Source organism: Haladaptatus sp. DYF46, from assembly GCF_021083305.1.
GTDB lineage: Archaea > Halobacteriota > Halobacteria > Halobacteriales > Haladaptataceae > Haladaptatus.
In genome coordinates this window covers 169,353-195,924 of the sequence record NZ_JAJFAY010000008.1, presented here as the reverse complement: position 1 = coordinate 195,924, position 26,572 = coordinate 169,353, and the positions used below count along the sequence as shown (strand labels likewise).

Here is a 26,572-nt window from a genome sequence, read left to right as displayed (position 1 = left end):
CCGTCCAGCGGGCGAACGTTCGCCCGTGGTCCGCTTTGCCGAACTCGTGATACTGCCATGCGTGAATCAGTTCATGACGCACGGTCGAACTGAATTGCTCCCAGCCGTGTTGCTCGAATGCGTCCCACGAAAGCGTGATCGTTATCTCACCGTTCGCAGGGTCGTATTTCGTCGCTCCTGCCGACCGCTGTCGTTGGGTCGAGATTTCCCACGCAACCGCCTCAATCGGTAGATTGGGAAAATGTGCGGCCGCGACGTCCGCCGCGTGCTGTTGCGCGCGGTCGAGCAGGCCGCGCTCTGTCGTCAGTGTGTCTGCGCGTTCGGCCGCATTCGCACACTCCGTCAGCGTTCGCTGGGCACCATCGGACAGCGTTGTTTGGCGTGACATAAATGAAAAGAGTGAGACGAGGTTAGTTCGGCAGTTCTTTGCGACCCGTACGAACGCACGGCCAACACGGGAAGCCATTCAGGCCGTCACAGTCGCACTCTGCTGATTCAGTGTCGTCTTCGTCTGTCTCGTCGTCCGATGGGAACGCCGTGAGCGTCCCGTCATCAGTCGCATTCTCGACGGCAGTCATGTGCTTGCAGAACGCGCTCCGGTGGACGTGATGCGGGCAGGTACACGCCATTGCGTCACCCGTCACGTCGTCCAGCGTCACGACGTATTGGTGGTCTGTGGGGTTGTCGTGACTCTCGTTGGTCACTTCGACCTGTCCGGGAGCTTCGACGCAGAAGCCGAACTGTTCCCACTGCGCGCGTTTCTGTGCCTTCTCGTCAGATTCAAGTTCCGTTGGCGATTTCGTACTCATGGGTTTACTCTGGTTTGAGAAGCCCACTCCCGCGCTGCTGGTACAGCGCGGGGAATTCTGATTTCCCCCGAGGGAGCGACCTTCTCTCCTCTTACTATGTGGTAAAGGGTCATAAAACCACCGGTTTACTACATGGTAAGAGGTTTTATTAGTCCAGAGAGTCAACTGAGAGTATGGAACGCGACCGGAATGAACAGGGACAATTCGAGGAGAAAATAACCGACAAGGATGTTCTAGCAGTCATTCAGCAAGAGCCAGTGCCTGCCCAGACAGCCGCATCAATCGCAAATGCACTTGATGTCGAACGGCCAGGTGTCCATAATCGTCTCACTCGGCTCCACGAGGAGGGGAAGGTCGAACGGGCCAAGCTCACACCACGAGTTGTCATCTGGTGGCTTCCCGATGACTCACCAGAGGAGGTTCATGATGAGCACTGAGACGGTTTTACCGATCATGCCATGAACGTCATCACTCACATCCGAGACAGCAACGAACTGTTGCTGATCTTGCTTGACGCGTTCGCCCTGTTCGGCCACGGCTGGCTTGCCGCGATCGCTGGCAAGACGGTTGCTGCCGCGGTTGAGATCACGCTCATTGTCCTCGCGGGGCTCGGTATCCGCGGCGATGTGCGAGATTTACTCGCGCGTTCGTCGCGAGTGTAGGACAACAACAAGTCTCTCACTTTTGCGGGAACCACCGCCAAGTCAGAGGTACATCATCCCGCTTTCCGTTCAATTACCGCCAGAAAATCAGTCGTCAGTGTCGTCGCTATCCGGGTTGAGCGCTTCAATTTCCTCTTTTGAGAGGTTGTCCGCTAACAGTTCACGTCCAAGGTCAGACAGTTGATATAGACTATCTTCGCGTTGTTCAAGGAAGCCAGCATCACGAAGCTTTCTCAGTCGTTTACCGGTGTAATCTGCATCATAGTCAAGATTGGCAGCAAGGACTTTGCGAGACATAATGAGGTCGTGGTCTCTGAAGAGCGCCCAAATCTGGTAATCAATGCTCGAAAACCACGAAATCCGCGGGATCATGTAGAGCGTATCAAAACGGGATAACCAAAAACCGGTTCGGTACGGGTTCGATAAGACCCTCATAGCAGTTGTAAATCTCCCCTATGACAGTTAAAACTAAGTGGGGCGAATTCACAAGTGTGAGCTAGAGCTTAGCGCGGGCGCTCTGCGTCCAAAAGTACGAACGGACGTGTGTTTGCACCACACGCCCGCGTTAAGCCGCTACAAACCGCATATGAACCATTCAGCTACACCGTCAAGGAATTTTCCCCATAACCGAGTTGAAACGACTCAAACTCGCCTCACACGCCAGTGGAAGCAACCATCTCCCGGAGTTGGCGCACTCAATTTGCCGGATGGAACGCACACTGTCCTCCTCGCACAATCTGGCAGCGCATCCATCCCAGTATGCCATTTGGCACGCAGTGATGCCAAACCGTTGTGCGGCTGTCATGGGTCGTTCACGCGGGTTGCAGTAGAACACGCACAGTCGGAAGTCGATCGGCTGTGTGAAAGCTGCCGTACCCAACAGAACGGCGTCGAACCAACGCGACCATGCCCTCGGTGCGGCGCACCCGTTCGGACGAGTGCCTGGCCCCAACACGTTCGGAGCTGTGAAAATGAGAAACGCTAGTGCCACTCGCCAAGACGGAGAGTACCACTCACTGCGACGGCGGTCGCCTCGCTGCAGTGTGAGTGGTGATCCGCAAGGCACTGATCAGAGTTCTTTCTTAGAACGAATAGCAGCGAAGCGAGGTACGAATCAACGCTGTCAACGCTTCGGTCAGAAGCAGGAGGCCGAGCAATGACCGACCAGCAGACGGTCCTCGCGTTAGAGTGTACGGATACGATTCAGATCCACACCAAGAGACGCACGCTCATGGGCATCGTCTATCAGTGTGAGCATTCCAAACCCACACTCTCCTGTCGCGGCCCTGAACCCGGTGAACACGTCCTGTACGTCACTACGCCGTCGAACGATCTGTATCGGCTGCAGTACTGCTACTACGACGAGTACGAGAACACCGAGGCCAAGCTCGATCAGTACGGACACACTCCCTCCGGCAACTACGCCTGGTTGCGAACGCATGCGACTGTCGAGTGCATCGTCAACCCAACGGGAGGTGAACAGGCGTGAGTGAGTCCGCTCCAACGCTGTTGAATCCTCACGATGCCGACTTACTCGTCCAGCATCTCTCGCCCGGTGATTGCGTTCGCATCACGACCACGAAGTCACTACGGACGATTTGCACGGTCAACACAACGAACCTACCGACACACTCTGGCCCGCATCTCGTTCTGACGGCTCCACCGATCACCACGACGGCACAGGACGAACTGCAGTACCCCACCTTCCACTGCACCAGTCAGCCCAATTCCTCCATGACTGTTTTCGAGTACACCCACACCGCTAGCGACACGACTACCCGTTGTATCGGTTCGCTCACCACCATTGCCCACCTGCCGCGTCTCTCGACGCCAGCAGAGAACACTGCGGCCACAGTGGAGGTGCCCGCCAATGAGTGACACCACTACGTCCGGAGCGTCCAGTGTTCTCAATGACAACGACGTCTCGGTCAGCGACCTCGCCAAACACATCCAGTCGCTTACCGACCGTGTTGACGATCTCGAAGCAGAAATCGCCGAGAGAGAGGAGCGAATCGATGAACTCGAAGAGCGAGTTGATGCCAGAGAAGATAAGGCAGCAAAAGCGAAAGCCCACAGAAAGGCACTTGCCCGCAAAACGCAGTCCTCTGGCGAACGCATCGATGAGTTGCAAGCCCGCGAATTCGAGAAAGGTGCCCACCTACTCGCCGACAACGTCGACAAAGAGCGGATCACTGTCGATGGCAACAAACTCGAACGCATCACGAAAGATGACGGCAACACTTACTTCCGACTGCCCGGTGAGGAAGACGCGCTCGGTCGCGGTGGTGCCGTCGCCCATTCGACGGCGGATCTCCTCCCGATTCAGCGACTTGCCCGCTATGACGACGAGATGCTTGCGTCCGTCACGAATCGAAAACCCGACGAGCTTGCGGGGAAGGTGTGGCGTGAACGTGATGATGCTGGTCGCTACTCACTCTGGTCGAAGGGCAGTGGTGAGATTCGTGCCTACTTAGACGCATCAGAGCTGGCTGATTGGATTCGTCTGAAAGAGTCTGGTGTGAGCAAGAAATACTCGCAAGAACTTGCTCGGCGGACGATAGACGCGATGCACGAACTCTCGAATGGACGGCTCGGGAAAATCAAGCGTCAACGATCGAAGGACGGATTGAGCTACCAAGAGACGCGCCTTGTTCTGAAAGCCGATGTCGAGCTTCCCGGTGAAGTGAACAGCAAAACTACGGACGAGAGTCCGACCACAGACGGGGTTGCCGGAGAGTAGCGTGGTCGGGACGAAAACACGCCCGAGAGGGACACGAATCTAACACGAAAACCCACACAAACGCGGTTGTGGACGTCCCGAATTGACACAGTTCGGGACAGACGCCGTACGGCTACTCGTAAGTACGGTAGTTGTATCGGCATCTATCGGCTCAAAGCCAGCGGGAGGGGGAGAAGTTGTACCGGCCACCGTGTCTGTGGTCGGAAATACGTGATCGAATCAACCGGGATTGTGCCCGTCGAATCACGACCGACGATGATACTTAAGTGGCGGGACCCATACTCTGTACTATGGCAGCTGAAATCTCCGAACGTGTCCGTGAAATCGCCGACGCACGAGGTGTCCCTGAGTCGGAGGTTTTTGAGCAAGCCCTTGAACTCGGAATCGCGGACCTCTGGGAGAACGTCGTCCTCGGGAAATATATCGACGGTGAGCGATCTCGTGAAGAGGCAATCGAGCTGGTTGGACTCGAAAATGTTCAGCGAGCCGATCGCGAAGCAGCAGCCGTTGAAGAGGATGTTGACTGGGGCCTCAACGCGTGACGATCGTTGCGGTCGCGGATACTGGCCCACTGATCCACCTTGCAGAAATCGATGCACTCGACTTGCTGACAGCAATCGACGAGCTACTGATTCCTGAAACAGTGTATGCAGAACTCGAAGAAGGAGGAGTCCCGCCGGAGTTCTCAAACCATGAGTGGGAACGGATTGCTGTTTCAAAACCACTCGATAGCGGTGCTGAACTGGATGCAGGCGAACGAGCGGCACTGGCAGTAGCTCTTGAACGAGACAACGCCGTCTTTCTCACCGACGACCTGGCAGCACGAGAGTTCGCTCAAAACCAGAATATCGAAGTCCACGGTTCGATTGGCGTGGTTGCACTTGCGTATCATCGAGATATAGTATCAAAAGATGATGCAGCATTGCTCATGCGGGCCCTTCAAGCGGAAACAAGTCTCTTCATCACCGACGCGATCGTCGAACGTGGGATCAAACTGTTACAGTCGAATTCCGACTAAACCGCGAATGCGGGTCATCAGCTCTTCAAGACGGTCCAGCGCTCGGAACAGAATACCGAGTTAGTCACCTTCCGCGAGAAACGTGCCGAGAGTCAGCAGGTCGAAGACAAGTATCTCGATGTGCTTGAGCACGCGAAGAACGTTGCCAAGACGAACGACGTGATGGTTGCTCGACTGGGTTATCGGGAAGTTGCGACTCACTACGGCTGTGCATACAAGAACGATGGCTATCGGGTGATGGAAGAAATGGCCGAACGAGTCCCCGGCGTGACCTACAAAGAGTCACGGACGCTGTGTGTGGACGATGCAATGGGCACTGGTGACTATCACATCGATCATACCGAGGAACTACCCACGTTCTCTGAGAGATATACATTCGAGAACTCGTTTTAGAAGAGTATACTATCGTATGAAGCCGTCGCAACGCCACCCAGTACCTGTTCGCAATGAGGACAAACAACCAGTCCCGAAGATCCTCGCTTACTTTCACTCGTCTGAAGAAACCCCACATCGTCATCAGTTGTTATCGTCTGATCACACTCGGGGCACCGTGCGCTGTCAACTGAAGATAGCGGCATAGATGTACACAAAGAAAGTACGCCAAATCAGTGTTTCTCTTGACACAATATAGAAATCCGTTCGGTACGACACTCCTTTCTGCGGTTCAGACTATTCTTGAGATAGAAAGCAGCAGGGCATCCTAATCTCAATCGGGTCAATCAACATTGCCTAACTACTGTAGTAAAGTGCGAACTGCCACACCGAACCATTATATCAATTCGACTGGATTTAGTACATATGTCTGCATGGGAGGACACCCGCGGCAATCACCTGCAGTGGCAGCTCACTCTCGAGCAGCTCAGATACCTCCCACTCCGATGCTGGTGCACGATTGTCAGTATGAAGCCGTGGCACTGGGTACTGTTGATCGGTGCCCCGTCCGGTCTCGCTCTCGCAGCATACCCGTTCGTCGGTAAACCAGCCCTGTATGCCTTCCTTTTCCTCGCATTTATTTACTTCCTCATGGTCTGGTTTCGAGCAGGTGGGGAAAGCGCGACGCACTATTCACTGAACCACGACCAGGAGCGCATTGCAATCACCCTCCCAAACATTGACTACGAGCAGAATGCAGTAGCCGCCGCGATTGTTGGCGACAACCCGGGAATTGAACTCGGAGAAGTGGAGCGACTTCGTCCGTATCCGATCCCCGGCCATGTCGTCGTGGACGTGGTCTACCACAATACGAATTATACCGACCCAGATAGCTTTGTTATACCATATGAGGACTATAAGCAGGTCCGCTCGGAACTCACACAATATGGTTTGTCTCTCCCAGCAATCACTGCATTGTATGACGCCTCTCATCGTCGTACTCGATGGATTCGTCACTTCATGGTTGGATGGACAGCTATCGTTGTGATCGGGATTCCGCTTGTCCTTCCAGTGTTGGTACCAATTGATCCATCACTGTATGGTGGGGCATTTCTGATGGTATCCGGAATCGCAGCGAACTTTTTTGTCAAACGATTCGGCTATGTGCCTGATGGACAGGATCTGAATGCCCGGATTAAACGAGGAGCGATTCGAATGGTAGCAAGCGCAATTGGCATCATGCTTGCAATAGTGGCAGTAAGACTCTTTAAGCAAGTTATTTGATCTTCGCTATCGCTCTCCTGGAGCAGAACCGACGACAATACATGGATGTCACCTAAACGATGCCAAACTAGACTCGATATTCTGCCCTACTCCTCCTCAGTATCTGATTCACGGCAACAGCATACTTGCTGCAGCATAAATCAACAACCGTATGCAGCAAAAAGACACCCAATAGGTGGAAGGGATTTAAGTGACAACCGTCCAATCGTTCGATGGATGTCTACCGCGTTCCGTGATGCCCTCTACGAGCGGCTCACATTGCGAACACTTCTTTCCTGGCTCACCATGCTCGCTATTTTTTGGATTTTCCTTGACTCGACAATTCCTCAATTAGCAATAATGACTCTCACTGCCGCCAGTATGGGATTCACCGATCTCGTCTCGGATACCTATGATCTACGTAACCCGGTTAAATACAGTGGCTTTGGGATACAGATGATCCTTAGTGGCGGCGCATTGCTCGCATTCGAGGAGGGAACAATAATGCTCCCAGCCATAATTCTCGTTATCGGAAGCTGGTTCATCCTCAACGCCATCCAGACGATTCGTCATGAAGGAGCAACCATCCCCGAAACAGATCGAGACGGCCACGATGTGTACCGGAACTACGTAGCTGGGCGCCTATACGATATCCTCAAAGAACGCCCGCAGACACGCCGTGAGCTTGATGAGTCACTCGACGCTGACTATGAGGTTCTCGATGCGGCCATCAACCAACTGCTGGATAGAGACACGATTACACAGAATGGCAGCGAGTTCCGACTTGCTACGTCTCCAGATCCAAATGGGCTAACTCGCATTCAGGAGTGGACCACCGGTATGCTCCAGCGGATTGCCCGGCCACTTTCGCTCGAACTCGAGCAAGAAACATCGAACCACAATCGTGTCGATCGAGATAGCACTCGAGTAACACCTGTCGAAAGAGAGAATGACAGTTTCCAAGCGACAAATACCCGAACAGACCATGACAGACCCGATTCACAGAACAATGGCACGAGTTCCAACCGTGAACAAGAGCCCGAATCTGTCAGATAGATTCTCGGTTATTACTGTCGTGTTCTATCGCCACCTCGGAGACTTCGAATGGTTATCTACTCAATCACGCGAAGAACGTCGCCAAGACAAACGACGTGATGGTCGCACGATTGGGTTATCGAGAGGTTGCGACGCACTACGGCTGTTCGTACAAGAACGATGGTTACCGTGTGATGGAGGAGATGGCCGAACGGGTGCCTGGTGTGACCTACAGAGAGTCACGGACGCTGTGTGTGGACGATGCAATGGGTGTCGGCGGTCACCACATCGAGATCACGTTCGCCCATCCCGACGTAGCCGGGTGGATGCGAGCCCACGAAGCCAACGCGGGAAGAAACGGAGGACGCTAATTATAGCGTTGTAATCACGGGGGGTCGACGAACCCCCATTTCGGCGACGCTACCACACGAGATTCACACCGTTGCCGGTGACACATGGTGGTACTAGTCGGTTGGGTACGGTGGAGTGCGTCTATTTCTGCGTCTATTTCTGCAAAAGCGAGGGGGTCGCTCTCGCGATCCCCCTCTATTACAACGTTGTAACCGACGACAATACCTGTGGGAAGAATCCGCCAAAGAACTCGTTTCACCAACGAATTCCGCCCTCAAGACAGCGGAATTCTTTAGTGGTGAACCGTCATCAATCTATGTATGGACTCGATTGACGGACGCTCGGAGTTGCTCGCCGTCCTCGAAGAGTCACTCTGCCGTGATGCAGATATCGACTTCGCAGTGGTGTTCGGCTCACAGCTCACCGACAACTCACGTCCGTCATCCGATCTCGATCTTGCCGTCAAGTTCACAGATAGTCTCTCTTCCCATGAGCGGTTCCAAAAGCGGTGTTTCCTCTCCGGCGATCTCCAGCACGATGACGCTCCGTTCATCGATCTCTCCGACATCGAAGCCCTCCCGCTCGACGTGGCGCACGACGCCGTCAATGGCGAGTTGCTCTGTGGTGACGAAGACGCATTCCGCCACTTCAAAGCGGATACAGAAGCGCTGTTTGATGAACAACATGAAGAGATTCGTCGCCATCAGCGGGACGTGATCGACCGCATTGCAGAGGACGGCCTTCATGGCTGACGAGCGAGTCGTCTCAACAAAGCTTGAACAAATCGAGCAGTATCACGGGGAGCTGAAGGAGAAACAACAATCGCTCACACGTACGGACCTTCTCACCAATACGACCGAACAACGTGCCGTCGAGCGGATGTTCGAGAATGCGATTCAGGCGTGTTCCGACCTCGCACAGCACATTGCAACGCATGACTTTGATTTTGCTGGTGTTGCATCCAAGGAGGCGATTCGCGTTCTCGGGCAAGAGGAAGTTATTGACGAGGAGACGATGAATACGCTCGTCGCTGCAGTCGGGTTTCGAAACGTCCTGGCTCATGAATACGGCAGGGTGGATTACGTCGAAGTGTACGAGACGCTCCAGACCGGACTGAACGTCTATGACACGTTTAGTCGACAAGTCGCACAGTGGTTCCGCACTCAGGACTAACCTCCGCCATTAGAGAGTGACGGAAACTGCGTAGGATACAGACGCCAATCCGAAAGGACTCATCTCGAGTCAAGGTGCATCGACGATCTCGAACACGGTGAGGTTGACGTGAGCGACATTCTCGATCTTGATGGCACAGGGAATCAGCTACAGATTCAACGCGATACAGCCGCTCGGAAGACCGGCAGTCATGACCTCTCGAAGAACAAAGAACGTTCAACCTTCGTCTGGGCGGCCTTCCACGGGCGTGCACGTCGTGGCCACGGGAAAATACGACTCCCGTCGTGGCTCGTCAATCAGATCCTCGACGAACACGGTCTCGACACCAAACCAAACACGGTGCGCCGTGTCATGGAGTTCGCCGCACGAGGAACGAGTCAGGGAAAGACGCCGGACCCCGAGGACGATGACAATGAGAAGACGATCACGGGTGGCGTCACACCCGTTGTGACCAGAGGTGAGAGGTCCTCGGTGTGAGAGTGCCATAATAATCGACGATTGGATGGACGTGACGTGTAAGCGCGGTTTGGTTGCGGCTGAACTGCGTTCCTCACGTTCCTGACGCACTCTTCCTCAGTTACAACTAGAAAAGAAGTCCCTTTGTTTCAGAAGTAGTGTAGTAGTATCTTACGGCTAGATCGTGGTCTCATTCGTAGTGGCGATCACAACGGGTGTGACTACTCAACGAGAAAACCTTGACGTCTGGGACGGCGACTAATCGTCCGACGAAATCCGTGACGGTCAGCACGAGGGGTCGACTTCCTCGGCGGGTTCTTGCCCGATTCGGTGCGACGAGCAACCTTCCTGAGAAATCGCAAAGGGGTGAACGAGTTCACCTGCTAATCGACACACGGCAGGTGGGTGAACTGGTTCATCACCCCGGTTGGTCTCAACCGCCACGAATACAACCGAACACCGACGCTCGAATTCACGGTAGTAGGGTAATAGCGATCAAGGCGGAAGAAGAAGAAGTAACCCTGAATCTTGATTGTGGTGGATCCATCCAACCCATCAATAGTGAAATTCGATAGAAAACACGAGACGTGGAGTGAGAGAATCAATGGAGAATTGCCACAGACACGTTTAAGACGTGTAAGGAGAAGCGAGCCACCGATCGTAACCACTCATTCACATCAAACAGACAGACAGGGGGTGTAGACTTCAATCGGAAACGTCACAACGCAATTCAGAAGTACGGATAGTCGAGGACAAATGAAGTAACGAATAATTGGATAGCGGTATGGTGACACGGTCCCACCCCATTGACTTCATAACTAAGCACTGCTACAGCGTCGGAGTCGTGCGGACATGAGGAGAGAACTATTATGAGCACTACAACCGAAGAAAATGAGCAAGTTACCCAGCGGATCAACGAGGAAGTCTGGGAACAACACAACTTCGATGCGATCGACGAGTTAGTTGCCGAAGACTACGTTTTACACGACCAATCCATGCCAGAGCCGATGCGTGGGCGTGAAGTCTACCGAGAAATGGCCGAAATGGGTGCTGGCATCATAGACGGACCGATTGTCACCGAGCAACTCATCTCTATCGACGATTACGTGATCGGACGCTGGTCACAGACCGGTGAATTCGTTGGGGAAATGATGGGGATTGAGCCAACGCATGAAGAGGTGACCGTCACGGGAATCGATATTAACCGCTTCGAGGATGGGAAACTCGCCGAAACGTGGCAGGAAGTCAATATCCTCGGCATGCTCATGCAGATCGGCGCACTGCCGGATGAACTCGTTGCGGCAATGGAAATGGACGATCAACCATAGAATAGCAAGAACTAGCGTTTTTTGTGTGAGCCACAAGACATCCCCCGACTTAGCTGGATGGATGCGAGCACACGAAGCGAACGCGGGAGGGAACGGAGGGCGCTGATTATAGCGTTGTAATCACGAGGGTTCGACGAACCCCCGCTTGAACCACACCACCACACGAGATTCACACCACTTTGCCGGAGACACATGCGAAAACACTACAGCCTGAGATGGTATCTAATGCCGATTTTCTATTAGAAATGCAATGAGAGAAGTATCTTTGTTTATCTGTGCAGGCTAATATTACGTATAGTGTCTTATTAACCGAATTATAATATATTGAATTCATTTATCTGCCATCATATTTATTGATGTGGGCACTGCCACCTCTTTGGTACTCTATGACACGAGAACCAAAATCAAGAAAAAGATCGCCACGTAGGAGCTTCCTTCGGAAAGCAGCTACCGTCGGAGCCATCGGATTGAGTGGCTTCTCGACGACTGTACAAGCCCAACAGACAACGCTCCGGTTCGGAGGGCGAGTACAAGGATGGCAAGGGAGGGCACCACAACGGATCAAGGGAAAGAAAAATCCGACGTTAAACCTCCAACCTGGGAAAAAATACAAAGTAGTTTGGGAAAATCTCGACGGCCAACCACACGATTTCGCGATCCAGGATTCCAACGGAAACACAATCAAGAAAACACCCATCGTCTCCCAACAAGGAGCGACTCGATCGCTGACGTTTACTGCGACGGAGAAGATGGCCCAGTACATTTGCACAGTACATCCGACAACGATGGTGGGACAGATGCAAGTTGGAAAACAAACGGGCAACCAACAAAACCAACAGCAAGCATCATTTTTCGAGCAAGGCACGAGGGTAGGAGTTCAGAAAGTAGCAGGTGGAATGACTGCACCAACGGATTTTGCCGTCGCAAGTGAACAGAAAAATCGTCAGTTCGTTACAGACCAGACCGGCGAGATTTGGGTGATTGGACCGAACGGGCGGCAAAAAAAGCCCTTCCTAGATGTGAGCGATCGGATGGTGACACTTGGGAAGTTTGCAGGTACGTATGCTGATCCGAATCAAAGCTATGACGAGCGGGGATTACTCGGGTTAGAATTCCACCCCGACTTCCAGAACAATCGGAAATTCTACGTCCACTATAGTGCCCCACGTACCAATGAGATGCCTAAAAACTGGGATCATATCGAAGTGGTCTCAGAATTCAAAGCAACAAAAGATCTCAGCAGCGGGGATCCAAACTCCGAGCGCAAGTTATTGCAGATCGAAAAGCCGCAGTATAATCACGACGGTGGACCAATGGCATTTGGACCGGATGGGCACCTGTATGTTCCGATGGGTGATGGCGGTGGTGCGAACGACGACATGTACGGCCATGTTTCAGACTGGTATCAGCAAAATAAGGGAGGAAACGGGCAAGACGTCTCACAAAATCTCCTAGGGAATATTCTTCGAATTGACGTCGATAGTCGCCAAGGTGGGAAGCCTTACGGCATTCCGAACGACAACCCACTTGTTGACAAAAAGGGTCGAGACGAAATCTATGCGTGGGGCTTTCGCAACCCATTTGGAATCTCGTTCGACTCACAAAACAACCTTTTTGTCGCGGACGCCGGGCAAAACCTCTACGAAGAAGCAGATATCGTAAAAAAAGGTGGAAACTACGGGTGGAACGTAAAAGAGGGAACCCACTGTTTCAGCACGAAAAGTGCAACAAGTCCACCAAAGCAGTGCCCTAGTGGTACCCCGAAATCAGTACGCGGCGGAGAGCCATTTCAGAATCCTATTCTCGAATTCCCTCACACGTATGAGAATACCTCCGTGGGAATCACAATCGTTGGTGGGCATCGATATGAGAACAGCACCATCTCTGGACTCCAAGGTAAGTATGTATATGGAGTGTGGACAGAGGATCCAGCGCGTGCAAAACCGGCAGGTCGGCTTCTTACAGCCACACCGCCACAGAATATCGGGAAGAACCAAACAAAGAATCTCAGCCCATCAAAGGACGAAATTCCGCGACAATCGCTCTGGAAGATGGAAGAACTGCAAGTTGATGGGCAATTTAACTACTTTGTCCGAATGTTTGGCCGAGATTCCAACGGAGAGCTGTACGTCCTTGCCAACAAACGTGGCGCACCCGAGGGAAACACCGGCGTAGTGCTCAAGCTGGTCCCACCTGGGCGATAGCCAAGCCGCTAAAACGAATTTCAATCACCGCTACTATCTAATGCCACCCACTAACGATTCGACAGTTCTCCGTGCACGGATCTATGTCTTCGATTATTACCCAGATGCAACCTTCCGAGTGGCCTCAAAACCGCTTGCCTATAAACCGGCAGTCCAAGTGCAAGAAGGTGAGTCATTTCTGTCAGAGATGTACTGGAGCAAGTACGAAACTCGAGTAATACGATATGAGAATACAAACAAACAGGTGCTCTTTTTTCCCCGTAAAGGAGGGGTGGTTGATACAGGCGATAAATGTCAGATGAATAGAATGAAGAAAACAAAAGAACTAGCAAAAGGAATAATTAGCATCGAGTTTAAGCCCGTAAAATAAACGGCGTTTAGCAGCACGCTCCGTAAAACAGGGGGCGACGTCTTATATGAGCATGTGCGGTTAGTTACATATAGATTAGTTCCGAATTATTCCTGGCCCGAGAGGGACACGAATCTAACACGAACACCATCACGAACGCGGGTATGGACGTCCCGGATTGACACAGTTTGGGACAGACGCCGTACGGCTACTCGTGAGTAGGGTAGTTGTATCGGCATCTATCGGCTAGAAGCCAGCAAGAGGGGGAGAGGTTGTACCGGCCACCGTGTTTGTGGTCAGAACTGCGTCTGAATCGTCCGAGATAGCTATCCTCAGTGGAACAGAATGGAAACAAACGACGATATTTGTGGGTTCTATTCGTGAGGTAGTACAAGGGCGACTAACTGCCCTTAGACCCCGTCACCGATATGTAACAACGACTGCAACAGCACCCACGTGTTCAGACAACAGTGGTGGACCAACGTAAATACATTAGTCACAGCTCGAAAACGTCCAGCGAGCTGACCGCGAACCGCCAATATCGTCCGGGCAGAGATAGACGTCTCGTAGTGCTTCACGTGTCGCCCACATCTTCAGTTCTTCGTATCCGCAGTCGCGTGACTCTCCGACGCTCGTTGATTTGTGCAAGTACAACTCTATTGTAGTCGACTCTCAGGAGACGGATGTGAGTTGAGATCTCTTCTCAATCATGAATGTTTGTTAGATTGTTTCTCAATGTCTCACAAGTAATTTATATGCAACAGTCATACGTCGCGGTACGTTCTGTGGAACTCAAATCATATAATCCCGTAAGAGGTGTTCTCCTTCAGGTTGGCCATCTCTTGGTTGCGCTGAATCTGATCGATGAGCATCGGGTCTACCACACCACGCGACTTGCATGGCCCCGAATTATCACCGGTGTTGCCCGGATGTCGAAATCAGCAGCGGATATTGCAATGGTCGGGCTAGCAGTGGGTCCTGCGGCAATTGCAGGTATCGGCTTTGCGTCACCGCTCTGGGGGCTCGCCTTTTCGTTTGGTGGGGGGATCGCAGACGGCACAATCGGACTGATCTCACAGCGGTTTAGTACGGACCGATATGACGAACTCAACCGTATCGTCAAGACGAGCACGTTTTTAGCGGTTGCCGTAACGATACCGCTGGCACTTCTGCTTTGGTTCCTCCCTCATACCCTGATTTCACTTGTTGGCTCCGATAGCCTTGCAATCAGATACGGGGCCAGCTATCTCCAAGTCGTTGCACTTGGGATCCCCTTCGCAGCAGTGAATCTGATTGGAAGCCGAACGCTCGTCGGTGCTGATAACGCACGAATACCGATGCTTCTCCGTGCTGGTGGCGCAGTGTTAAATATTAGCATCAATGCTGTTCTAATCTTTGCTCTTGGGTTCGGGGTTCTCGGTGCAGCCATTGGAACGGTGGTTAGCACAGTCCTCGTGACGATTCTCTTTGCCTGGGGATTCGTAGCTGGAAGCCTTCCACTGGTCGGAGCGTTCCCTGTGACGATTACTCTCGATGGTCCACATGTCGATCAGCCGCTCATGCACCAAATTGCGGAGATTGGAACACCACTCGTTCTGACGAACCTTGCTCGAACCGGAGGGCAGCTCCCCTTGATCGCCATTGTTGGCCTCTTCGGCCCGAACGTTGTTGCTGCATTCGTCATCGCGCTTCGGATTCGAGCACTCATGGATACACCTGGCTGGGGATTGAGTCTTGCTTCGAGCAGCCTCGTCGGACAAGCACTTGGGACTGGTGCCGAACGGAAAGCCGAGGGATACGCGAGAGACGTATTCCGATTCACAGTAGCTGTGTACGTTCTCATTGCAATCGTTGTTGCTGTGTTCTCCCATCCTATCAGCCGAGTGTTTGTCAGTGATCCAGCCGTTCTCCCAATTGTGAAGAACTTGATCTATGCGACCTGTGTGAGCGTCGTTTTCTATGGGGTGATCGGAAGTGCGACTGGCCCACTCCGTGCTGGCGGCGACACCCGGTGGCCATTCTACGGACAGACATTGGGGTTATATCTCTTCGCACTACCCGTTGCGTACCTCGGTGCAACAACCTCCGTCGGACTTATTGCCCTGTCACTCACATTAATCGTGCAAACTGTCATTCCAGCGATTGTAACGTATTATCGCTTCGATGGGGGCCACTGGAAGCGAATTAGTCGTTCATATAGACCAACTGTAGCAAACGACTAATGTAACAGTTGATCGCTGTGTCAGCAAATTCTGCGAGTCAATCAACTCGAGAACTATCGTGAGGAGGCGACCAAAGAGCGTGCTCAGGACCGACAGCAGCTCGGTAGTCTCGAAGAGACGACCGAGTCCCTAGAAGCGGATATCGACGACCTTACCAACACAGAGGAGAAGAATGCACGAGTTCGGGCATCAGTCTCGCGTATAATCAATCTCGTATGAGATTACGAGACCGAAGAGAGCGTTGACGATGACTCGCCGAACCTCGCCGCGGAAGCCTCTCTCTCCGGATAGTGTTTTGTAACAGTTCGACTGCCATAAATCGTGACTCTCACATAGCAAACGATCGTCAACATGTGATCCGAGAAGTATACCCCCTTGCAAATTCATGCAATCGTCTTAGCTAACCATCTTACATAGGTTCTATCGTTGAAGGTGGATGCACACTACTGGCATTTCCCTATCTACACCTTCGACAAATCCCGTTCAGTCGCGTGCCAGCACTAAACGGACAATTTTCGCCTCATTCCGATTCTGACCGTCTCCGAAACGTCCACTCCGTGTGAGTCACCACCTGAACCAATCCAGGTACCACCGCGACAAGCGCAAACCCATCGCCGTTTCGAACAGTCGTCGAAAGATCACCGTCAGCTCTTCAGACACGACAACTCCGCTGTGCCAGAGAAGACACATATCCGATTAGTTACTTTGTCACTGACGTGAGAATAACTGAGTAACGCTCTCAATAGGATTGGTCTCTGGGAGTACAAACCGAGTATAGTAGTGGCTCGCAGCAGGGATAGAGAAGACGACCAAAATGATTGGGAGGATGAATCGAAACGCCAATTCTGCCACGAATGGAAGCTGAAGCAATTTGGCGCCGAACAGACTCGTGCTGAAAAGCGTCCCGCCGAGATAATACCGTCCCCATCGGTGATTCAATGCACTGTCCGTGGAAGATTCGGATGAGTCTTGTGGAACGGTGTCAAACAGGTACGGATTGAATTGATCAGCACGGGGCGTTCGTTTGATTGTTCCTCGATCCTGGTCGTACTCAATGATGCCTTCTTTATCTAGGGTTAAGAGGTGAGTTTGATACAGAGAAATGTAGACACGCTGGCGTTCTTTGGAAGTTAGTTGTTCGACGGTCGTCTCGTTCTCCCAGGCCGCTACCTGCTCGGCAAGATCGCGCAGCGAAACGGCGTCCGTTCGCCCATGGAGATACTGCAAGGTCAAACGACGGCGCTGTACCTGTAATAGATGAAAGATTGAATCTTTCGAAAGTGGGTGGGGTTCCACTTGCTCTTGTGGGAGGGGGACGCTGTCTCCAGCGGGACCAGCCGTGTTGGAGGATGCGCTCATGAGTTCGCCGGACCCAGATACGACCATGATATGAATGTATCGATGTTTGTTCTTACGGTGGGAAGCGCCAAATAATGGCGCGAGGCCACCATTAACCCCATCTATTGGGGTTTAAGAAACTAAAACAAACTAGATTCGAGTTTACAGTACAGATTATATTTCTTAATTTTATCGCTAGTATAATGGTTTTACCACATATATAGAGGTTGGGAGAAAAATACGGCACTAGCTGTAGTCAGAGCTGTCTTGCGATTATCCTCGGAAGTTACTAGCTATTTGGTCAATAAATGGCTAATTCAAATAGTGCCACAGTACGCTTATGGACCGTGCGCGGATTTCGAATCGTTCGCAACGATGAGCAATGTAACCTGAATAGTGAAAAACTCGAATTATTCAAAAAACAGCCTGAACTCTCGGTAGTTACTCCATATTCCACTGAATGATCTGTTTTGCTCCGGAGTCAGTGTACGTCAACTGGACTGCCACGCCAAGCGAAGAGACTGCTTCTTTTGGCACTTCAAAAGCAACACTCGTGGATGCCGAACCACCGGAATTCACCGAGGATGAGACGAACTGTTGCCATTTCTTGGCGGCTGGTTCGGCTACATCGTACTGGTTGTTGTCGGCTTGTATTGATGCTGTAGTTCCCTCGGGAAGCGACTGTGACGACTCTGCGGAGTTTTTCGCCTCGAATGTCGCGAGCACGAACGTCTTCCCATCACCTGATTTCGTTGTCGTTCCATCGTGTTTGTATGAGCCAGACACATCGCCTTTCGTGACCGCAACTTCAAGACCGTTCCCCACATTGACGTACTGTTGAAAAGCAACCGTACGTGTCTCTCTCTTTGTTGTGGTTGATTCCGACGTCGTTGTTTCGTCTGTCGTTTCTGCTGTCGTCGTTTCACTCGTCGTGGTTTCGCTCTCTGTTGTTGTCTCCGTCGTCTTGTCGGTTGTTTTTGTTGTCGATTGATCCGTCGTGGTTGTCGTCGACGTGGTATCGTTCCCGCTGGAGGAACATCCTGCGAGAAGAACTGCGCTTGTCGTGCTTGCGATGAATGTGCGGCGTTCCATAGTATTTTGGCGGTTTTTAGGCGGTGTTTGTTTCTTTATTGTCTATTTCGCTATTATTTTGGATTTCTCCAAAATAATAGCGAAGGGATGGATTTATTGGGGATTTATTTGATTGTGGTGATCGTAATCTCGTCCGTAGCTGTCTTCCCCGAGTTATCGGTTACTCGGAGCGTAACGGGATAGCGTTTACATTTAGGGATAGACAGCGTCGTGGTTTTCCCACTTGCCTCGAAGGATCCATCGGCATCGAGATCCCATTCGTACTTCGTGATATCACCATCTGGATCTTTAGATGCGGATGCATCAAGCGTAACCGTGTCGCCTCGTTCGAGCGAGCCGTCGCTGACGTTCTGTGGCGTCGTTTGGATCCGCGCGACAGGTGACTGGTTCTTCTCGTCACCATTGTCGTCTTCGTCGTTGTTTTCCTCGTCGTTGTTTTGACCGTCGTCTTCGTTGTCGCCACCCTCATCCTCGTTGCCCGAACTGGTGAGCAATTCTTCTTCGACGAGTTGTTGAACGAGTTTGGTATGCCATTGAACGCGCTTGTCAAGCGCTGTCTCCTTGGATGTTACCTCCGCGAGGAAAGAGAGAGCTCCGGTATCACGTGCAGCTTTGTGGGTCAACAGCCCGTCTAATCCGCTGTCGGTTGGAGAGAACGCCCCAACCGAGAATTCGTAACCGTCGCGGGACACGTAGTTTTCGTTCAGATAGTCGGTGGCCTTTTTTGCATCGTTGGAGGCGGCTTCGTCCCATGATGTGAAGACTACCTGTCCAACACCGCCGATCATGTCACCGTCGTAGATTCCGACCGATTCGTGAAGGTCAATTACAACATCCGGCTGATACTCTTCAACAACACCCCAAATTTCGCGGGCAAGATCCGTTGTGGGTTCCTCACCAGAGGGGAATTGCCGGTTCAAATCAACACCATCGTCCACAGTGCGTCCATCCTCGGCGACCGCCTCTGCATTCGCTTTCGGAATCGTTACGAGCGTTCCGCGTTCAATCGTCCACTGCTTGATGTTTTCAGTGGCGACGTACCCTGCTTCTTCGTTGCCATGCATTCCGCCGACGATGAGTGCAGTTGGTCCAGATTCGCTTGCTGTCGTTACGTATACGTCAGTCGATTTCTCGGTGCCGCTCATGAGCGTGAATGAATCGCGTGAGAGATCGGATCCGCTTTGACTGCTCACTTGGGTCGTTCCGAGTCCGAGGAGTCCTGTACATCCAGCAGCTGTCAAGAACGTACGTCGTGTGGTGGTCATCGTTACTTCACTGGGGTGTCGAAAGCCTAGGTTATCCTTTTTTGGATTTTCCCGTGATTGTGTTGAATGATTTTCCAATGTATAAATGATAAAGGCTGTATAATACAGAAATTGCGGTAGTTTCTAGTCATCTGTTCATCACTTCTTTGGCGGGAGTGCGGTTGTCGAGTACTTGATTCGGTCGCTGAAAATTATAGTAATAGACTTGGCGTGATGTTGCTCGTAATGCCGGCGATAACAGGGGATGACGACTCTAACGGGGCTCATCTTCGACGCCCTTGATTTTCTTCATCTGTACTTTCAACTGAGCTATTCATGCTGATTATTGACCTGTGCCCGGATCTCATTACCGGACTGCCACACGTGCACTACTGTAGAGTGCGTCTATTTCTGCGAAACGGAGGAGGCGCATTCGCGATCCCCCTCTATTACAACGGTGTAATTGACTACTTTCACTAGCGACGGTCGAGGACGATTTGATTGAAAACGTAATGAGCTGTTCCGAGCTGACGAGCCAGCGGTTGAATGTTACCCACAAATCAACTGTTAGAAATGATGTGCTAGATAGAGAAGACGAGTCCATCATCATAGGACGCTACGGGAAACTGCCCACTTCTTGAACAAACAGCTATCGTCTGCGTAGACAATTATAGCGACAGAGATGATCTTAGAGGAAACCACGCGAGTGAACGCATCTCCGGAGGAGGTCTACCACTTCTTCGAAACGATGGATGTGAACTACCAAGGGTGGCATCCCGATCATATCCTGTTCCGATGGAGTACTGGAGACGGGTTAGAACAAGGGGCGATTGCCTACTTCGAGGAACGAATCGCGGGAAAGAAGCAGAAAAAGACGGTCCAGTTCACAGAGGTCGTTCCCGACCGACACATCAAGTTTAAACCCACTTCACGGCTGGTCGGGATACTTATGCCGTCGATCAGTTTTACGATCAAGCCCCACGAGAGCGGCTGTGATCTCACTCAACGGATCAAGGTACGAACCGGCCCGATCGGTGCGTGGCTCAACCGGCGTGAATTCGATGCTGTCCGGACGCACATGAGAGAGGAAGGCGAGAATCTGAAGACCATTCTTGAAACCGACGAAGTGCGTGCTGTCTGAAAGGCTTGCGAAAGCCAGCGTCGGGCCAACCCCAAATCCGCCGCCCGCACCAGTGCCGCCACACTCCTTGTGGACTGTGTGTAGTCCTTCTTCTTCGAAACACGATTCGTGATCACCAACTCACCCGGATCAACCGCCCCACGCTCAAGCCGATCCACCCACGACCGCAACTCCTCACAAACGGCTTCTTGATCGCGATATGCATCCACCGCTCGAATCAGCGCCTTCTTCGCATCGTCGATATACGACGGCGTACTTCGCTGCCGACACTCAATGCCCCGATACTTGTACTCATCTTCGCCAGCGACTTTCCCGAAGTACTTCGTCAATGCACCGGCATCTGAATCACGTAACGGCACAAACGATATCCAGTCGTATTGAGCTTCATACTCAAGCCGAATCTCGACCTCCTCGGAAATTTCCGAGACAAGCTCCGAAAGCGACGTTTGTTCATCGTCTTCGATCGGTGTCACCCACACGCTATCGACGATGCCATGCACAATGCGCCGTCCATTCTCCCGAAATCTTAGCAGGTGATAACCTACTGTAAGAGGATAATCTCTTCCGTTCTATCACATTGAGTACCCACTCCGAAATTGCTGATTCGTACTGTCCGAAGCGACTGATTTGCAAATACGATTGAGACGCCTTCACAGGAGAATAAAGCAGTGTAAGCCGTTTTCCACCGTTCATTTTCATGCACGATTTATGACTAGTTTCGTATAGAATTGATAACATGAAACAGTTGATTGGCAGTAAATGCCGTCTTTGGCAGAAACAGGACTGAATTCGGCACATTTATCTTTTCCAGAGATCGAAACCAGTTGCAAACACGATTTTACACGCTGAGATCAGCATTTCGTTGCCATATGCAATTTTAAGGCCGTAATATCGCCGTTCGTACCTCGAAAATCGTCCAAAGAAAGGGGTAGGTACGAAGAGCAAATCGGCAGGTGTGACGAGTGGATATCCACGGAAACTCAAAAATCACTGAGAATCACGGAATGGTCAGTTTCCGAGTATAGATCACAGCTCCTCAAGACTCACGCTCAAACATGGATCCATTCGAATGGATCTGTTGAATAATATCCATCCACTGTGAGGAACTCACTTCGACAAAGTACAGAACTAATTGGGTATCCAGTTCAGATCTTCTATGATATTATTCTAACAATCGGCCTGAAGATTAACAAGCCCCTCCCAGAATGGTCCTCCTGTAGAGTACTCATGTTCCGAACGATCCTTACGGCACTCCTCATGCTCTGTGTCATCAGTACAGCAGTCACACCCGCTGTTGGGGCACCCAGTACTCAGACATCCCTTCAGACAGAACAGCCGATGAGTTTGCAGGGGTGGCTTGATACTATTGCGGATCTGCTGCACCAGCTTGACCGTGTGCTTGACAATCTGGCACAAGTCTTGGAGCATTTCGGCGAGAGTGGCGAATCTGAAGCCGGTGATTAGCGTATCCTCGTTACATAACCTGAGTGCAGATTTTGAGGCGATTAAGTGATCGTACTCAGAGAATCCTACTCAACAGAATGGCTGCAACCCAAATTTAAGATACTCTCTCGATTCCGCTCAATTTTCGATTTACGACAGCCCAACGGCGACAGTATCCTCGTCATAACCAACCATCAGATGATTTGCGAAGGCAACCGACTGTGTCTCGGGTGTGGGCGGTGAAGAGTCTTGAACGGAACTAGTAAACACGCAGTACTCAACTGCGCCGACTCTAGTTATGCAGAGAGTTCGAGAGACAATAAAAAAGCGGCAGGCAGCTCTCGGTTTGGCAAGCATACCTGAGAGGAATGAGGAGAGGCAGGACGGGACTTGGAGAGAGTATACTCACGCTAGCAGTGCTAAGAGAGACAGAACAAAACACCTAGATGAAGTATGGCGACTATGGCTGAGTCACTTGTAGATCACGCCCACAAAATAAAGGATTCCGACTGCAAATGAAGGTCTTGCAGTTAGTGACTGGTGCAAACGACAGCTTTTACCGCCATCAAATTCGTGCCCTTGAGGCAAATGAGATCCAATGTACAACACTCACGCCACCAGGTAACCATACACATGAAAATACAGGAGGGAACCGCTCAGTAGGAAATTATCTCCGGTATTTGCCCCAGGTCCGCAATGAGTCAGCTGGATCATACGACCTCCTCCACGCCAACTATGGGTTGACAGCTCCGTTCGCACTTGCTCAATCACACCTTCCAGTCGTTCTTTCACTGTGGGGGTCGGATCTGTTCGGTTCCTATGGCTGGCTGAGTAAGCTCTGTGCACGCCGGTGTGACGCCGTCATCGTTATGTCCACCGCAATGGCAGACGAACTCGACCAGGATTGCTATGTTGTTCCGCATGGCGTTGATACCGAGCAGTTTCGGCCGATACCACAACCCGATGCTCAAGCAGCAGTTGGCTGGGATCCAACCCATTTGCACGTCTTTTTTCCCTACTCACCCTCGCATACAGTGAAAAATTATCCACGTGCCAAGCGAGTCGTGGATGCTGCACGTGACCGTCTCAACCAACCGATTACCCTCCACACAGTTTCTGGAGAACCTCACACCCGGATGCCGTTGTATATGAATGCAGCGGATGTCCTCCTCGTCACCTCACACTGGGAAGGCTCGCCAAATTCAGTGAAAGAAGCCCTTGCCTGCAATTTGCCGATTGTCGCGGTAGATGTTGGCGACATACGTGACCGTATAACTGACGTATCACCCTCATACGTCGGTGTGACGGACACTGCGCTTGTGAATGGGCTCGTCAATGTGTTGGCCACCCCTCGAGAATCGAACGGACGACACGCTGCTCACGCTGTGAGCCGTTCACAAATGGGCGACCGTCTCCAACAGGTCTACGAAACCGTACTCTCGACATCTCATGTCAGCTCGTCAGATGTCCATCAGACTCCTCCTCCGCGATAAACTACCTAGACTTCAGTTGGTTATCGGTTTGCGATGTAGCGGGCAATAATTGCAATCGGGATAACAGGGATTGCAGCAGCCGTCACTATTAGAACCACTAACACCATGAGTTTTATGAATACTCCCGAGTCATCCCATACCGCTTCTGTGATGCTGTCGATTCCCCGTGCAATGCGTTTGATTCGTCCAGCCATCTCAATCACTTCCCAGTGTTCTACCAGGTTTTTGATTGCCAGTATGATCTCGTACGCTTTTTGGCCCGTGTTCCAACAGGAAGTACAATTTGCAATAAAACGACGTTGGTGAACTCCCTTTTGTGATGTCATAATCGGCATCTAATGCTTCGTGACTTCGCCACAGATCCGATAGAGCGAGTCTACACACGTGGATACGAATGATACTACCAAAATCAGGAGGGGGAGTTGGATGAAAGTCAAAACAACAGCAATTCGTAGGCCCGAATGGCAGTAGATACCCCATTATCTCGAACAGGAAGGTCCTTAGAAGCGGTACCGAGTACCTCCAGCTGGTGAAAGGCCTCACCAACTAGTGTTGCTTTGACCAAACCACTGTTCAAACACTCACTCAACGAGAATCGGTAATTATTCTCCTATGAAAGTGGGTATACAGGGCTGCTACCCGTAAACAGCAGCGAGATAACAAAGCCGAAAAAGAGCGATTAGCACGTTAAATGGCGTTCTCTGTATCGTTGGACTCAGCCGCCCTTCCCCAAGGACAGTGAGATGAAGGTATTCACTGAACAGCTGAGCGATTCAATGAATCGAACTGAACTATCCCAGGATCAGGTGTTTGAGGTGTTGCAGAGCATGCGACGGCGATATGCAATTCACTATCTGCGACGAGAAAATTGCACTGTTGACTTTGCCGATGTAACCGACCACGTCGCTGCCTGGGGATACAATACGACGCCAACAGATCTCCTCAAGGAACAACGAAAACGGGTCTATATTTCGCTGTATCAGACTCACATCCCGGCATTCGCCGATGCTGGGATTATCAACTATGACCTAGAGACAGGGGAAATCCAGCCGACAAGCCGCATACGTGTATTTGACGACTATCTGAACGTGTTCACTAACCCAACGCCTCCATGGAATCGCTATTACTGTGGACTCGCGCTGGGGAGTGTACTCCTTTTTATAGGGATCTGGATAGGTTTCTATCCCGTAGCCATTCTACCCTGGTTTGTAGCGATACTTGGCATCATAACTGCATTCGGGATATTGGCGGCTACCCAGTATTGGTATATGCAGAACACAATCCCGAAATCACCGCCAGAATTCCACTCCACCGACGATTAGAAGTGATCAGGGTAAATCGTCTGTTCTTCTATAGATGAATTTGCAAGTGAATGAAGGGACTATTCGCCAGAACATATTTTCAGCGCGAGTGACTAGCCCCTCGTATGAGCACGCTTGCTGATGACGCCACTGAGAAGTTGATTCGGGCGTGCCGAGCACAAATCGGCGATGAGCTACGCAGTCTCACGTACTTCACCCCAGACGAGGCTGAACACTTGTATCTCCGCGACGAACTTGAACGCGGGGACAAACTTGGCTTCATTGAGACCGAACGCAGAGGCTTCAACCTCCAGCGGACGTACAACTGGTCGGAACTCGGTGAATACAACTTCACACTCAGAGACTTCGAGAATGGCTATCTCGTACGTGTGATTGCTAACGACGCTGGGCTGTATCTTACGACGGATTCGTTGACGATGACGCAATTTGAGGAGGTAACGAGCGCCGTCAAACCCATCCTTTCCGAAGCCGACTAGAACATGCTATGCCAACACCGACACCAGACACGGACGAGTGCCCCCTCTGTGGGAAACCGTACGACCAACAAATCGTGATCGAACAGGGAGTCCGATGGGACGATCTCTTTCCGGGGACTCTATTCGACTTTTTCATCCAATATCCCCGTCGCTGTACCGCTCAGTATGACGTAGAAGATGACACGCAACTTCCCGAGCAAAAACGAGCGATCTACTTTCACATGGGGCGATTGGATTCACCGTTCACGTAGGCACTGAGAAGCAGACGAAGAGAGAAAAATCCATCCTCATTCAGATTGTGGAGCAACGATGCTCTTCGAGATGAGCCACTCGCGAACCTCGGGAATAACGACAGGACTCCCAACGAGCCGAGTCGTGTCTTGCTCATCAACGACCGTAATCATGAATCGCTGTTCGAGCTCATCACGATAATCGCCCAGTATTCCTGTCGGCAGTACAATCTGGGTACTATCGCGAAACCAACTAACATCAGTCACTCTCAGAGCGACTGTGATACGCACAAATGACGTTACCGATTCATACTACAGTGGATGGAATATTTTATCGGGACTAGCAGCACAACACGCAGAGCGGTCTCAAAAGCGAGTTATGAAACATCGAAAACGGCGATTTCAGTCGACCCACAGGTGGGACACTGCTGGTCGGTAGCCTCCAGTGTTGTTCCACAGTGACGGCACTCATAGACAAGGCCATCCTCGTCAGTTAACCACCGCCGCACTGCAGTGGAGAGTGACATGGCTATCGTCCTCCCCCATCCAAGGCAATAAGAGTTTGGCCTCGTATCAACCCCTGTAATAAAGTAATGCAGCCATAATTAGCTCCCTATAGAAACACACGCTACTGAAACAGTCAAAAATAGAAATACCGCAATTTCAACCAAGTAAAGTACCATCAGTATAGATCAGTGGGTTTCTCATGAGTGTTCACAGAACAACTCTGCTCTCGACTATGAATCACTGTAATCAGGGGATAGCGAAACAAACTCGGGTTCCCCTACAGAGCGAGCAAGAAGGATTAACT

The 26,572-nt window shown here is 51.5% G+C and carries 29 protein-coding genes; 19 read left to right on the top strand and 10 right to left on the bottom strand.

Going from position 1 to position 26,572, the window contains the following annotated elements; genetic code table 11:
• Positions 1-388, bottom strand: a 388-nt coding sequence (locus LJF34_RS25310) for a SprT-like domain-containing protein (RefSeq protein WP_231188849.1), incomplete at its 3' end; no start/stop codon positions are given.
• A gap of 22 nt (positions 389-410) precedes the next feature.
• Positions 411-809 carry an SWIM zinc finger family protein gene (locus LJF34_RS25305; protein WP_231188582.1) on the bottom strand — a complete coding sequence of 133 codons (399 nt, stop codon included), beginning with the start codon at positions 807-809 and terminating at the stop codon, positions 411-413.
• Between the two features lie 173 nt (positions 810-982).
• Here LJF34_RS25305 and LJF34_RS25300 point away from each other — a divergent pair, with 173 nt between their 5' ends.
• Together LJF34_RS25300 and LJF34_RS25295 are read left to right on the top strand one after the other, a co-directional pair.
• On the top strand, positions 983-1,246 hold the full coding sequence (locus tag LJF34_RS25300) for a hypothetical protein (RefSeq protein ID WP_231188580.1): 264 nt from the start codon (positions 983-985) through the stop codon (positions 1,244-1,246).
• 21 nt (positions 1,247-1,267) lie between these two features.
• Complete coding sequence (locus LJF34_RS25295) at positions 1,268-1,471, top strand: hypothetical protein (RefSeq protein ID WP_231188578.1); 204 nt, start codon at positions 1,268-1,270, stop codon at positions 1,469-1,471.
• A gap of 87 nt (positions 1,472-1,558) precedes the next feature.
• On the opposite strand, the gene LJF34_RS25290 is transcribed toward LJF34_RS25295, so the two are convergent.
• Complete coding sequence (locus LJF34_RS25290; protein ID WP_231188577.1) at positions 1,559-1,906, bottom strand: phage repressor protein; 348 nt, start codon at positions 1,904-1,906, stop codon at positions 1,559-1,561.
• 721 nt (positions 1,907-2,627) lie between these two features.
• Between LJF34_RS25290 and LJF34_RS25285 the strand changes: the two genes are divergently transcribed.
• The 5 genes from LJF34_RS25285 (at position 2,628) to LJF34_RS25265 (ending at position 5,229) form a co-directional block, all read left to right on the top strand.
• Entirely contained in the window at positions 2,628-2,960 is a 333-nt protein-coding gene (locus LJF34_RS25285; protein ID WP_231188576.1) for a hypothetical protein, read from the top strand.
• Complete coding sequence (locus tag LJF34_RS25280; protein ID WP_231188575.1) at positions 2,957-3,349, top strand: hypothetical protein; 393 nt, start codon at positions 2,957-2,959, stop codon at positions 3,347-3,349. Before LJF34_RS25285 ends, LJF34_RS25280 begins: the two co-directional genes overlap by 4 nt.
• On the top strand, positions 3,342-4,211 hold the full coding sequence (locus LJF34_RS25275; RefSeq protein WP_231188574.1) for a hypothetical protein: 870 nt from the start codon (positions 3,342-3,344) through the stop codon (positions 4,209-4,211). Before LJF34_RS25280 ends, LJF34_RS25275 begins: the two co-directional genes overlap by 8 nt.
• A gap of 290 nt (positions 4,212-4,501) precedes the next feature.
• A complete protein-coding gene (locus LJF34_RS25270) occupies positions 4,502-4,753 on the top strand; it encodes a hypothetical protein (protein WP_231188573.1) in 252 nt (83 codons plus the stop codon).
• The gene (locus tag LJF34_RS25265) at positions 4,750-5,229 is read left to right on the top strand and encodes a nucleic acid-binding protein (protein ID WP_231188571.1); all 480 of its coding nucleotides are present in this window, start codon (positions 4,750-4,752) and stop codon (positions 5,227-5,229) included. The genes LJF34_RS25270 and LJF34_RS25265 overlap by 4 nt, the downstream gene beginning before the upstream one ends.
• A 60-nt stretch (positions 5,230-5,289) precedes the next feature.
• On the opposite strand, the gene LJF34_RS25260 is transcribed toward LJF34_RS25265, so the two are convergent.
• A complete protein-coding gene (locus LJF34_RS25260; RefSeq protein ID WP_231188847.1) occupies positions 5,290-5,430 on the bottom strand; it encodes a hypothetical protein in 141 nt (46 codons plus the stop codon).
• Between the two features lie 597 nt (positions 5,431-6,027).
• Here LJF34_RS25260 and LJF34_RS25255 point away from each other — a divergent pair.
• From LJF34_RS25255 to LJF34_RS25215, 9 genes are all read left to right on the top strand, one after another.
• Positions 6,028-6,885, top strand: a complete 858-nt coding sequence (locus LJF34_RS25255) for a hypothetical protein (protein ID WP_231188846.1) — start codon at positions 6,028-6,030, stop codon at positions 6,883-6,885.
• A gap of 216 nt (positions 6,886-7,101) precedes the next feature.
• Positions 7,102-7,920 (top strand): hypothetical protein, encoded by an 819-nt coding sequence (locus LJF34_RS25250; protein ID WP_231188844.1) that lies wholly within the window; start codon positions 7,102-7,104, stop codon positions 7,918-7,920.
• Between the two features lie 98 nt (positions 7,921-8,018).
• Positions 8,019-8,270 (top strand): hypothetical protein, encoded by a 252-nt coding sequence (locus tag LJF34_RS25245; RefSeq protein ID WP_231188836.1) that lies wholly within the window; start codon positions 8,019-8,021, stop codon positions 8,268-8,270.
• A gap of 300 nt (positions 8,271-8,570) precedes the next feature.
• Complete coding sequence (locus tag LJF34_RS25240) at positions 8,571-9,002, top strand: nucleotidyltransferase domain-containing protein (RefSeq protein WP_231188834.1); 432 nt, start codon at positions 8,571-8,573, stop codon at positions 9,000-9,002.
• Positions 8,995-9,423 (top strand): DUF86 domain-containing protein, encoded by a 429-nt coding sequence (locus tag LJF34_RS25235; RefSeq protein WP_231188832.1) that lies wholly within the window; start codon positions 8,995-8,997, stop codon positions 9,421-9,423. Before LJF34_RS25240 ends, LJF34_RS25235 begins: the two co-directional genes overlap by 8 nt.
• Before the next feature lie 108 nt (positions 9,424-9,531).
• Entirely contained in the window at positions 9,532-9,900 is a 369-nt protein-coding gene (locus tag LJF34_RS25230; RefSeq protein WP_231188830.1) for a hypothetical protein, read from the top strand.
• An 848-nt stretch (positions 9,901-10,748) separates the two neighbouring features.
• A complete protein-coding gene (locus tag LJF34_RS25225) occupies positions 10,749-11,207 on the top strand; it encodes an ester cyclase (RefSeq protein WP_231188828.1) in 459 nt (152 codons plus the stop codon).
• A gap of 467 nt (positions 11,208-11,674) precedes the next feature.
• The gene (locus tag LJF34_RS25220; protein WP_231188827.1) at positions 11,675-13,411 is read left to right on the top strand and encodes a PQQ-dependent sugar dehydrogenase; all 1,737 of its coding nucleotides are present in this window, start codon (positions 11,675-11,677) and stop codon (positions 13,409-13,411) included.
• 1,104 nt (positions 13,412-14,515) lie between these two features.
• Positions 14,516-15,982, top strand: a complete 1,467-nt coding sequence (locus tag LJF34_RS25215; protein WP_231188825.1) for an MATE family efflux transporter — start codon at positions 14,516-14,518, stop codon at positions 15,980-15,982.
• Positions 15,983-16,690: 708 nt separating this feature from the next.
• Here the strand turns inward: LJF34_RS25215 and LJF34_RS25210 are convergent.
• The 4 genes from LJF34_RS25210 to LJF34_RS25195 all read right to left on the bottom strand — a co-directional run bounded on the left by LJF34_RS25210 (position 16,691) and on the right by LJF34_RS25195 (position 21,297).
• On the bottom strand, positions 16,691-17,341 hold the full coding sequence (locus tag LJF34_RS25210) for a hypothetical protein (RefSeq protein WP_231188824.1): 651 nt from the start codon (positions 17,339-17,341) through the stop codon (positions 16,691-16,693).
• A gap of 420 nt (positions 17,342-17,761) precedes the next feature.
• A complete protein-coding gene (locus LJF34_RS25205; RefSeq protein WP_231188822.1) occupies positions 17,762-18,412 on the bottom strand; it encodes a DUF4352 domain-containing protein in 651 nt (216 codons plus the stop codon).
• A gap of 104 nt (positions 18,413-18,516) precedes the next feature.
• Positions 18,517-19,557, bottom strand: coding sequence for a PKD domain-containing protein (locus LJF34_RS25200; protein ID WP_231188816.1), 1,041 nt, complete (start codon positions 19,555-19,557; stop codon positions 18,517-18,519).
• A 1,101-nt stretch (positions 19,558-20,658) separates the two neighbouring features.
• On the bottom strand, positions 20,659-21,297 hold the full coding sequence (locus tag LJF34_RS25195) for a hypothetical protein (protein ID WP_231188814.1): 639 nt from the start codon (positions 21,295-21,297) through the stop codon (positions 20,659-20,661).
• 1,458 nt (positions 21,298-22,755) lie between these two features.
• Between LJF34_RS25195 and LJF34_RS25190 the strand changes: the two genes are divergently transcribed.
• Positions 22,756-23,733 carry a glycosyltransferase gene (locus LJF34_RS25190; protein ID WP_231188812.1) on the top strand — a complete coding sequence of 326 codons (978 nt, stop codon included), beginning with the start codon at positions 22,756-22,758 and terminating at the stop codon, positions 23,731-23,733.
• Between the two features lie 20 nt (positions 23,734-23,753).
• Here LJF34_RS25190 and LJF34_RS25185 read toward each other — a convergent pair whose 3' ends face one another.
• Positions 23,754-23,927 (bottom strand): hypothetical protein, encoded by a 174-nt coding sequence (locus tag LJF34_RS25185; protein WP_231188811.1) that lies wholly within the window; start codon positions 23,925-23,927, stop codon positions 23,754-23,756.
• 549 nt (positions 23,928-24,476) lie between these two features.
• Here LJF34_RS25185 and LJF34_RS25180 point away from each other — a divergent pair.
• Complete coding sequence (locus LJF34_RS25180; RefSeq protein WP_231188810.1) at positions 24,477-25,055, top strand: hypothetical protein; 579 nt, start codon at positions 24,477-24,479, stop codon at positions 25,053-25,055.
• Positions 25,056-25,159: 104 nt separating this feature from the next.
• Positions 25,160-25,531, top strand: coding sequence for a hypothetical protein (locus tag LJF34_RS25175; protein ID WP_231188809.1), 372 nt, complete (start codon positions 25,160-25,162; stop codon positions 25,529-25,531).
• 287 nt (positions 25,532-25,818) lie between these two features.
• Here LJF34_RS25175 and LJF34_RS29345 read toward each other — a convergent pair whose 3' ends face one another.
• Positions 25,819-26,028 carry a hypothetical protein gene (locus tag LJF34_RS29345; protein ID WP_342765908.1) on the bottom strand — a complete coding sequence of 70 codons (210 nt, stop codon included), beginning with the start codon at positions 26,026-26,028 and terminating at the stop codon, positions 25,819-25,821.
• Positions 26,029-26,572 lie beyond the last annotated feature (544 nt).

What these genes read in the sequence shown, in the direction of transcription:
- LJF34_RS25180 (WP_231188810.1), top strand. Translation starts at nt 24,477, where the DNA reads ATGAAGGTATTCACTGAACAGCTGAGCGATTCAATGAATCGAACTGAA.
- LJF34_RS25215 (WP_231188825.1), top strand. Translation starts at nt 14,516, where the DNA reads ATGCAACAGTCATACGTCGCGGTACGTTCTGTGGAACTCAAATCATAT.
- LJF34_RS25270 (WP_231188573.1), top strand. Translation starts at nt 4,502, where the DNA reads ATGGCAGCTGAAATCTCCGAACGTGTCCGTGAAATCGCCGACGCACGA.
- LJF34_RS25205 (WP_231188822.1), bottom strand. Translation starts at nt 18,412, where the DNA reads ATGGAACGCCGCACATTCATCGCAAGCACGACAAGCGCAGTTCTTCTC.
- LJF34_RS25255 (WP_231188846.1), top strand. Translation starts at nt 6,028, where the DNA reads ATGTCTGCATGGGAGGACACCCGCGGCAATCACCTGCAGTGGCAGCTC.
- LJF34_RS25285 (WP_231188576.1), top strand. Translation starts at nt 2,628, where the DNA reads ATGACCGACCAGCAGACGGTCCTCGCGTTAGAGTGTACGGATACGATT.
- LJF34_RS25240 (WP_231188834.1), top strand. Translation starts at nt 8,571, where the DNA reads ATGGACTCGATTGACGGACGCTCGGAGTTGCTCGCCGTCCTCGAAGAG.
- LJF34_RS25275 (WP_231188574.1), top strand. Translation starts at nt 3,342, where the DNA reads ATGAGTGACACCACTACGTCCGGAGCGTCCAGTGTTCTCAATGACAAC.
- LJF34_RS25225 (WP_231188828.1), top strand. Translation starts at nt 10,749, where the DNA reads ATGAGCACTACAACCGAAGAAAATGAGCAAGTTACCCAGCGGATCAAC.
- LJF34_RS25190 (WP_231188812.1), top strand. Translation starts at nt 22,756, where the DNA reads ATGAAGGTCTTGCAGTTAGTGACTGGTGCAAACGACAGCTTTTACCGC.
- LJF34_RS25300 (WP_231188580.1), top strand. Translation starts at nt 983, where the DNA reads ATGGAACGCGACCGGAATGAACAGGGACAATTCGAGGAGAAAATAACC.
- LJF34_RS25250 (WP_231188844.1), top strand. Translation starts at nt 7,102, where the DNA reads ATGTCTACCGCGTTCCGTGATGCCCTCTACGAGCGGCTCACATTGCGA.
- LJF34_RS25245 (WP_231188836.1), top strand. Translation starts at nt 8,019, where the DNA reads ATGGTCGCACGATTGGGTTATCGAGAGGTTGCGACGCACTACGGCTGT.
- LJF34_RS25200 (WP_231188816.1), bottom strand. Translation starts at nt 19,557, where the DNA reads ATGAGCGGCACCGAGAAATCGACTGACGTATACGTAACGACAGCAAGC.
- LJF34_RS25295 (WP_231188578.1), top strand. Translation starts at nt 1,268, where the DNA reads ATGAACGTCATCACTCACATCCGAGACAGCAACGAACTGTTGCTGATC.
- LJF34_RS25210 (WP_231188824.1), bottom strand. Translation starts at nt 17,341, where the DNA reads ATGAGCGCATCCTCCAACACGGCTGGTCCCGCTGGAGACAGCGTCCCC.
- LJF34_RS25175 (WP_231188809.1), top strand. Translation starts at nt 25,160, where the DNA reads ATGAGCACGCTTGCTGATGACGCCACTGAGAAGTTGATTCGGGCGTGC.
- LJF34_RS25235 (WP_231188832.1), top strand. Translation starts at nt 8,995, where the DNA reads ATGGCTGACGAGCGAGTCGTCTCAACAAAGCTTGAACAAATCGAGCAG.
- LJF34_RS25185 (WP_231188811.1), bottom strand. Translation starts at nt 23,927, where the DNA reads ATGGCTGGACGAATCAAACGCATTGCACGGGGAATCGACAGCATCACA.
- LJF34_RS25305 (WP_231188582.1), bottom strand. Translation starts at nt 809, where the DNA reads ATGAGTACGAAATCGCCAACGGAACTTGAATCTGACGAGAAGGCACAG.
- LJF34_RS25290 (WP_231188577.1), bottom strand. Translation starts at nt 1,906, where the DNA reads ATGAGGGTCTTATCGAACCCGTACCGAACCGGTTTTTGGTTATCCCGT.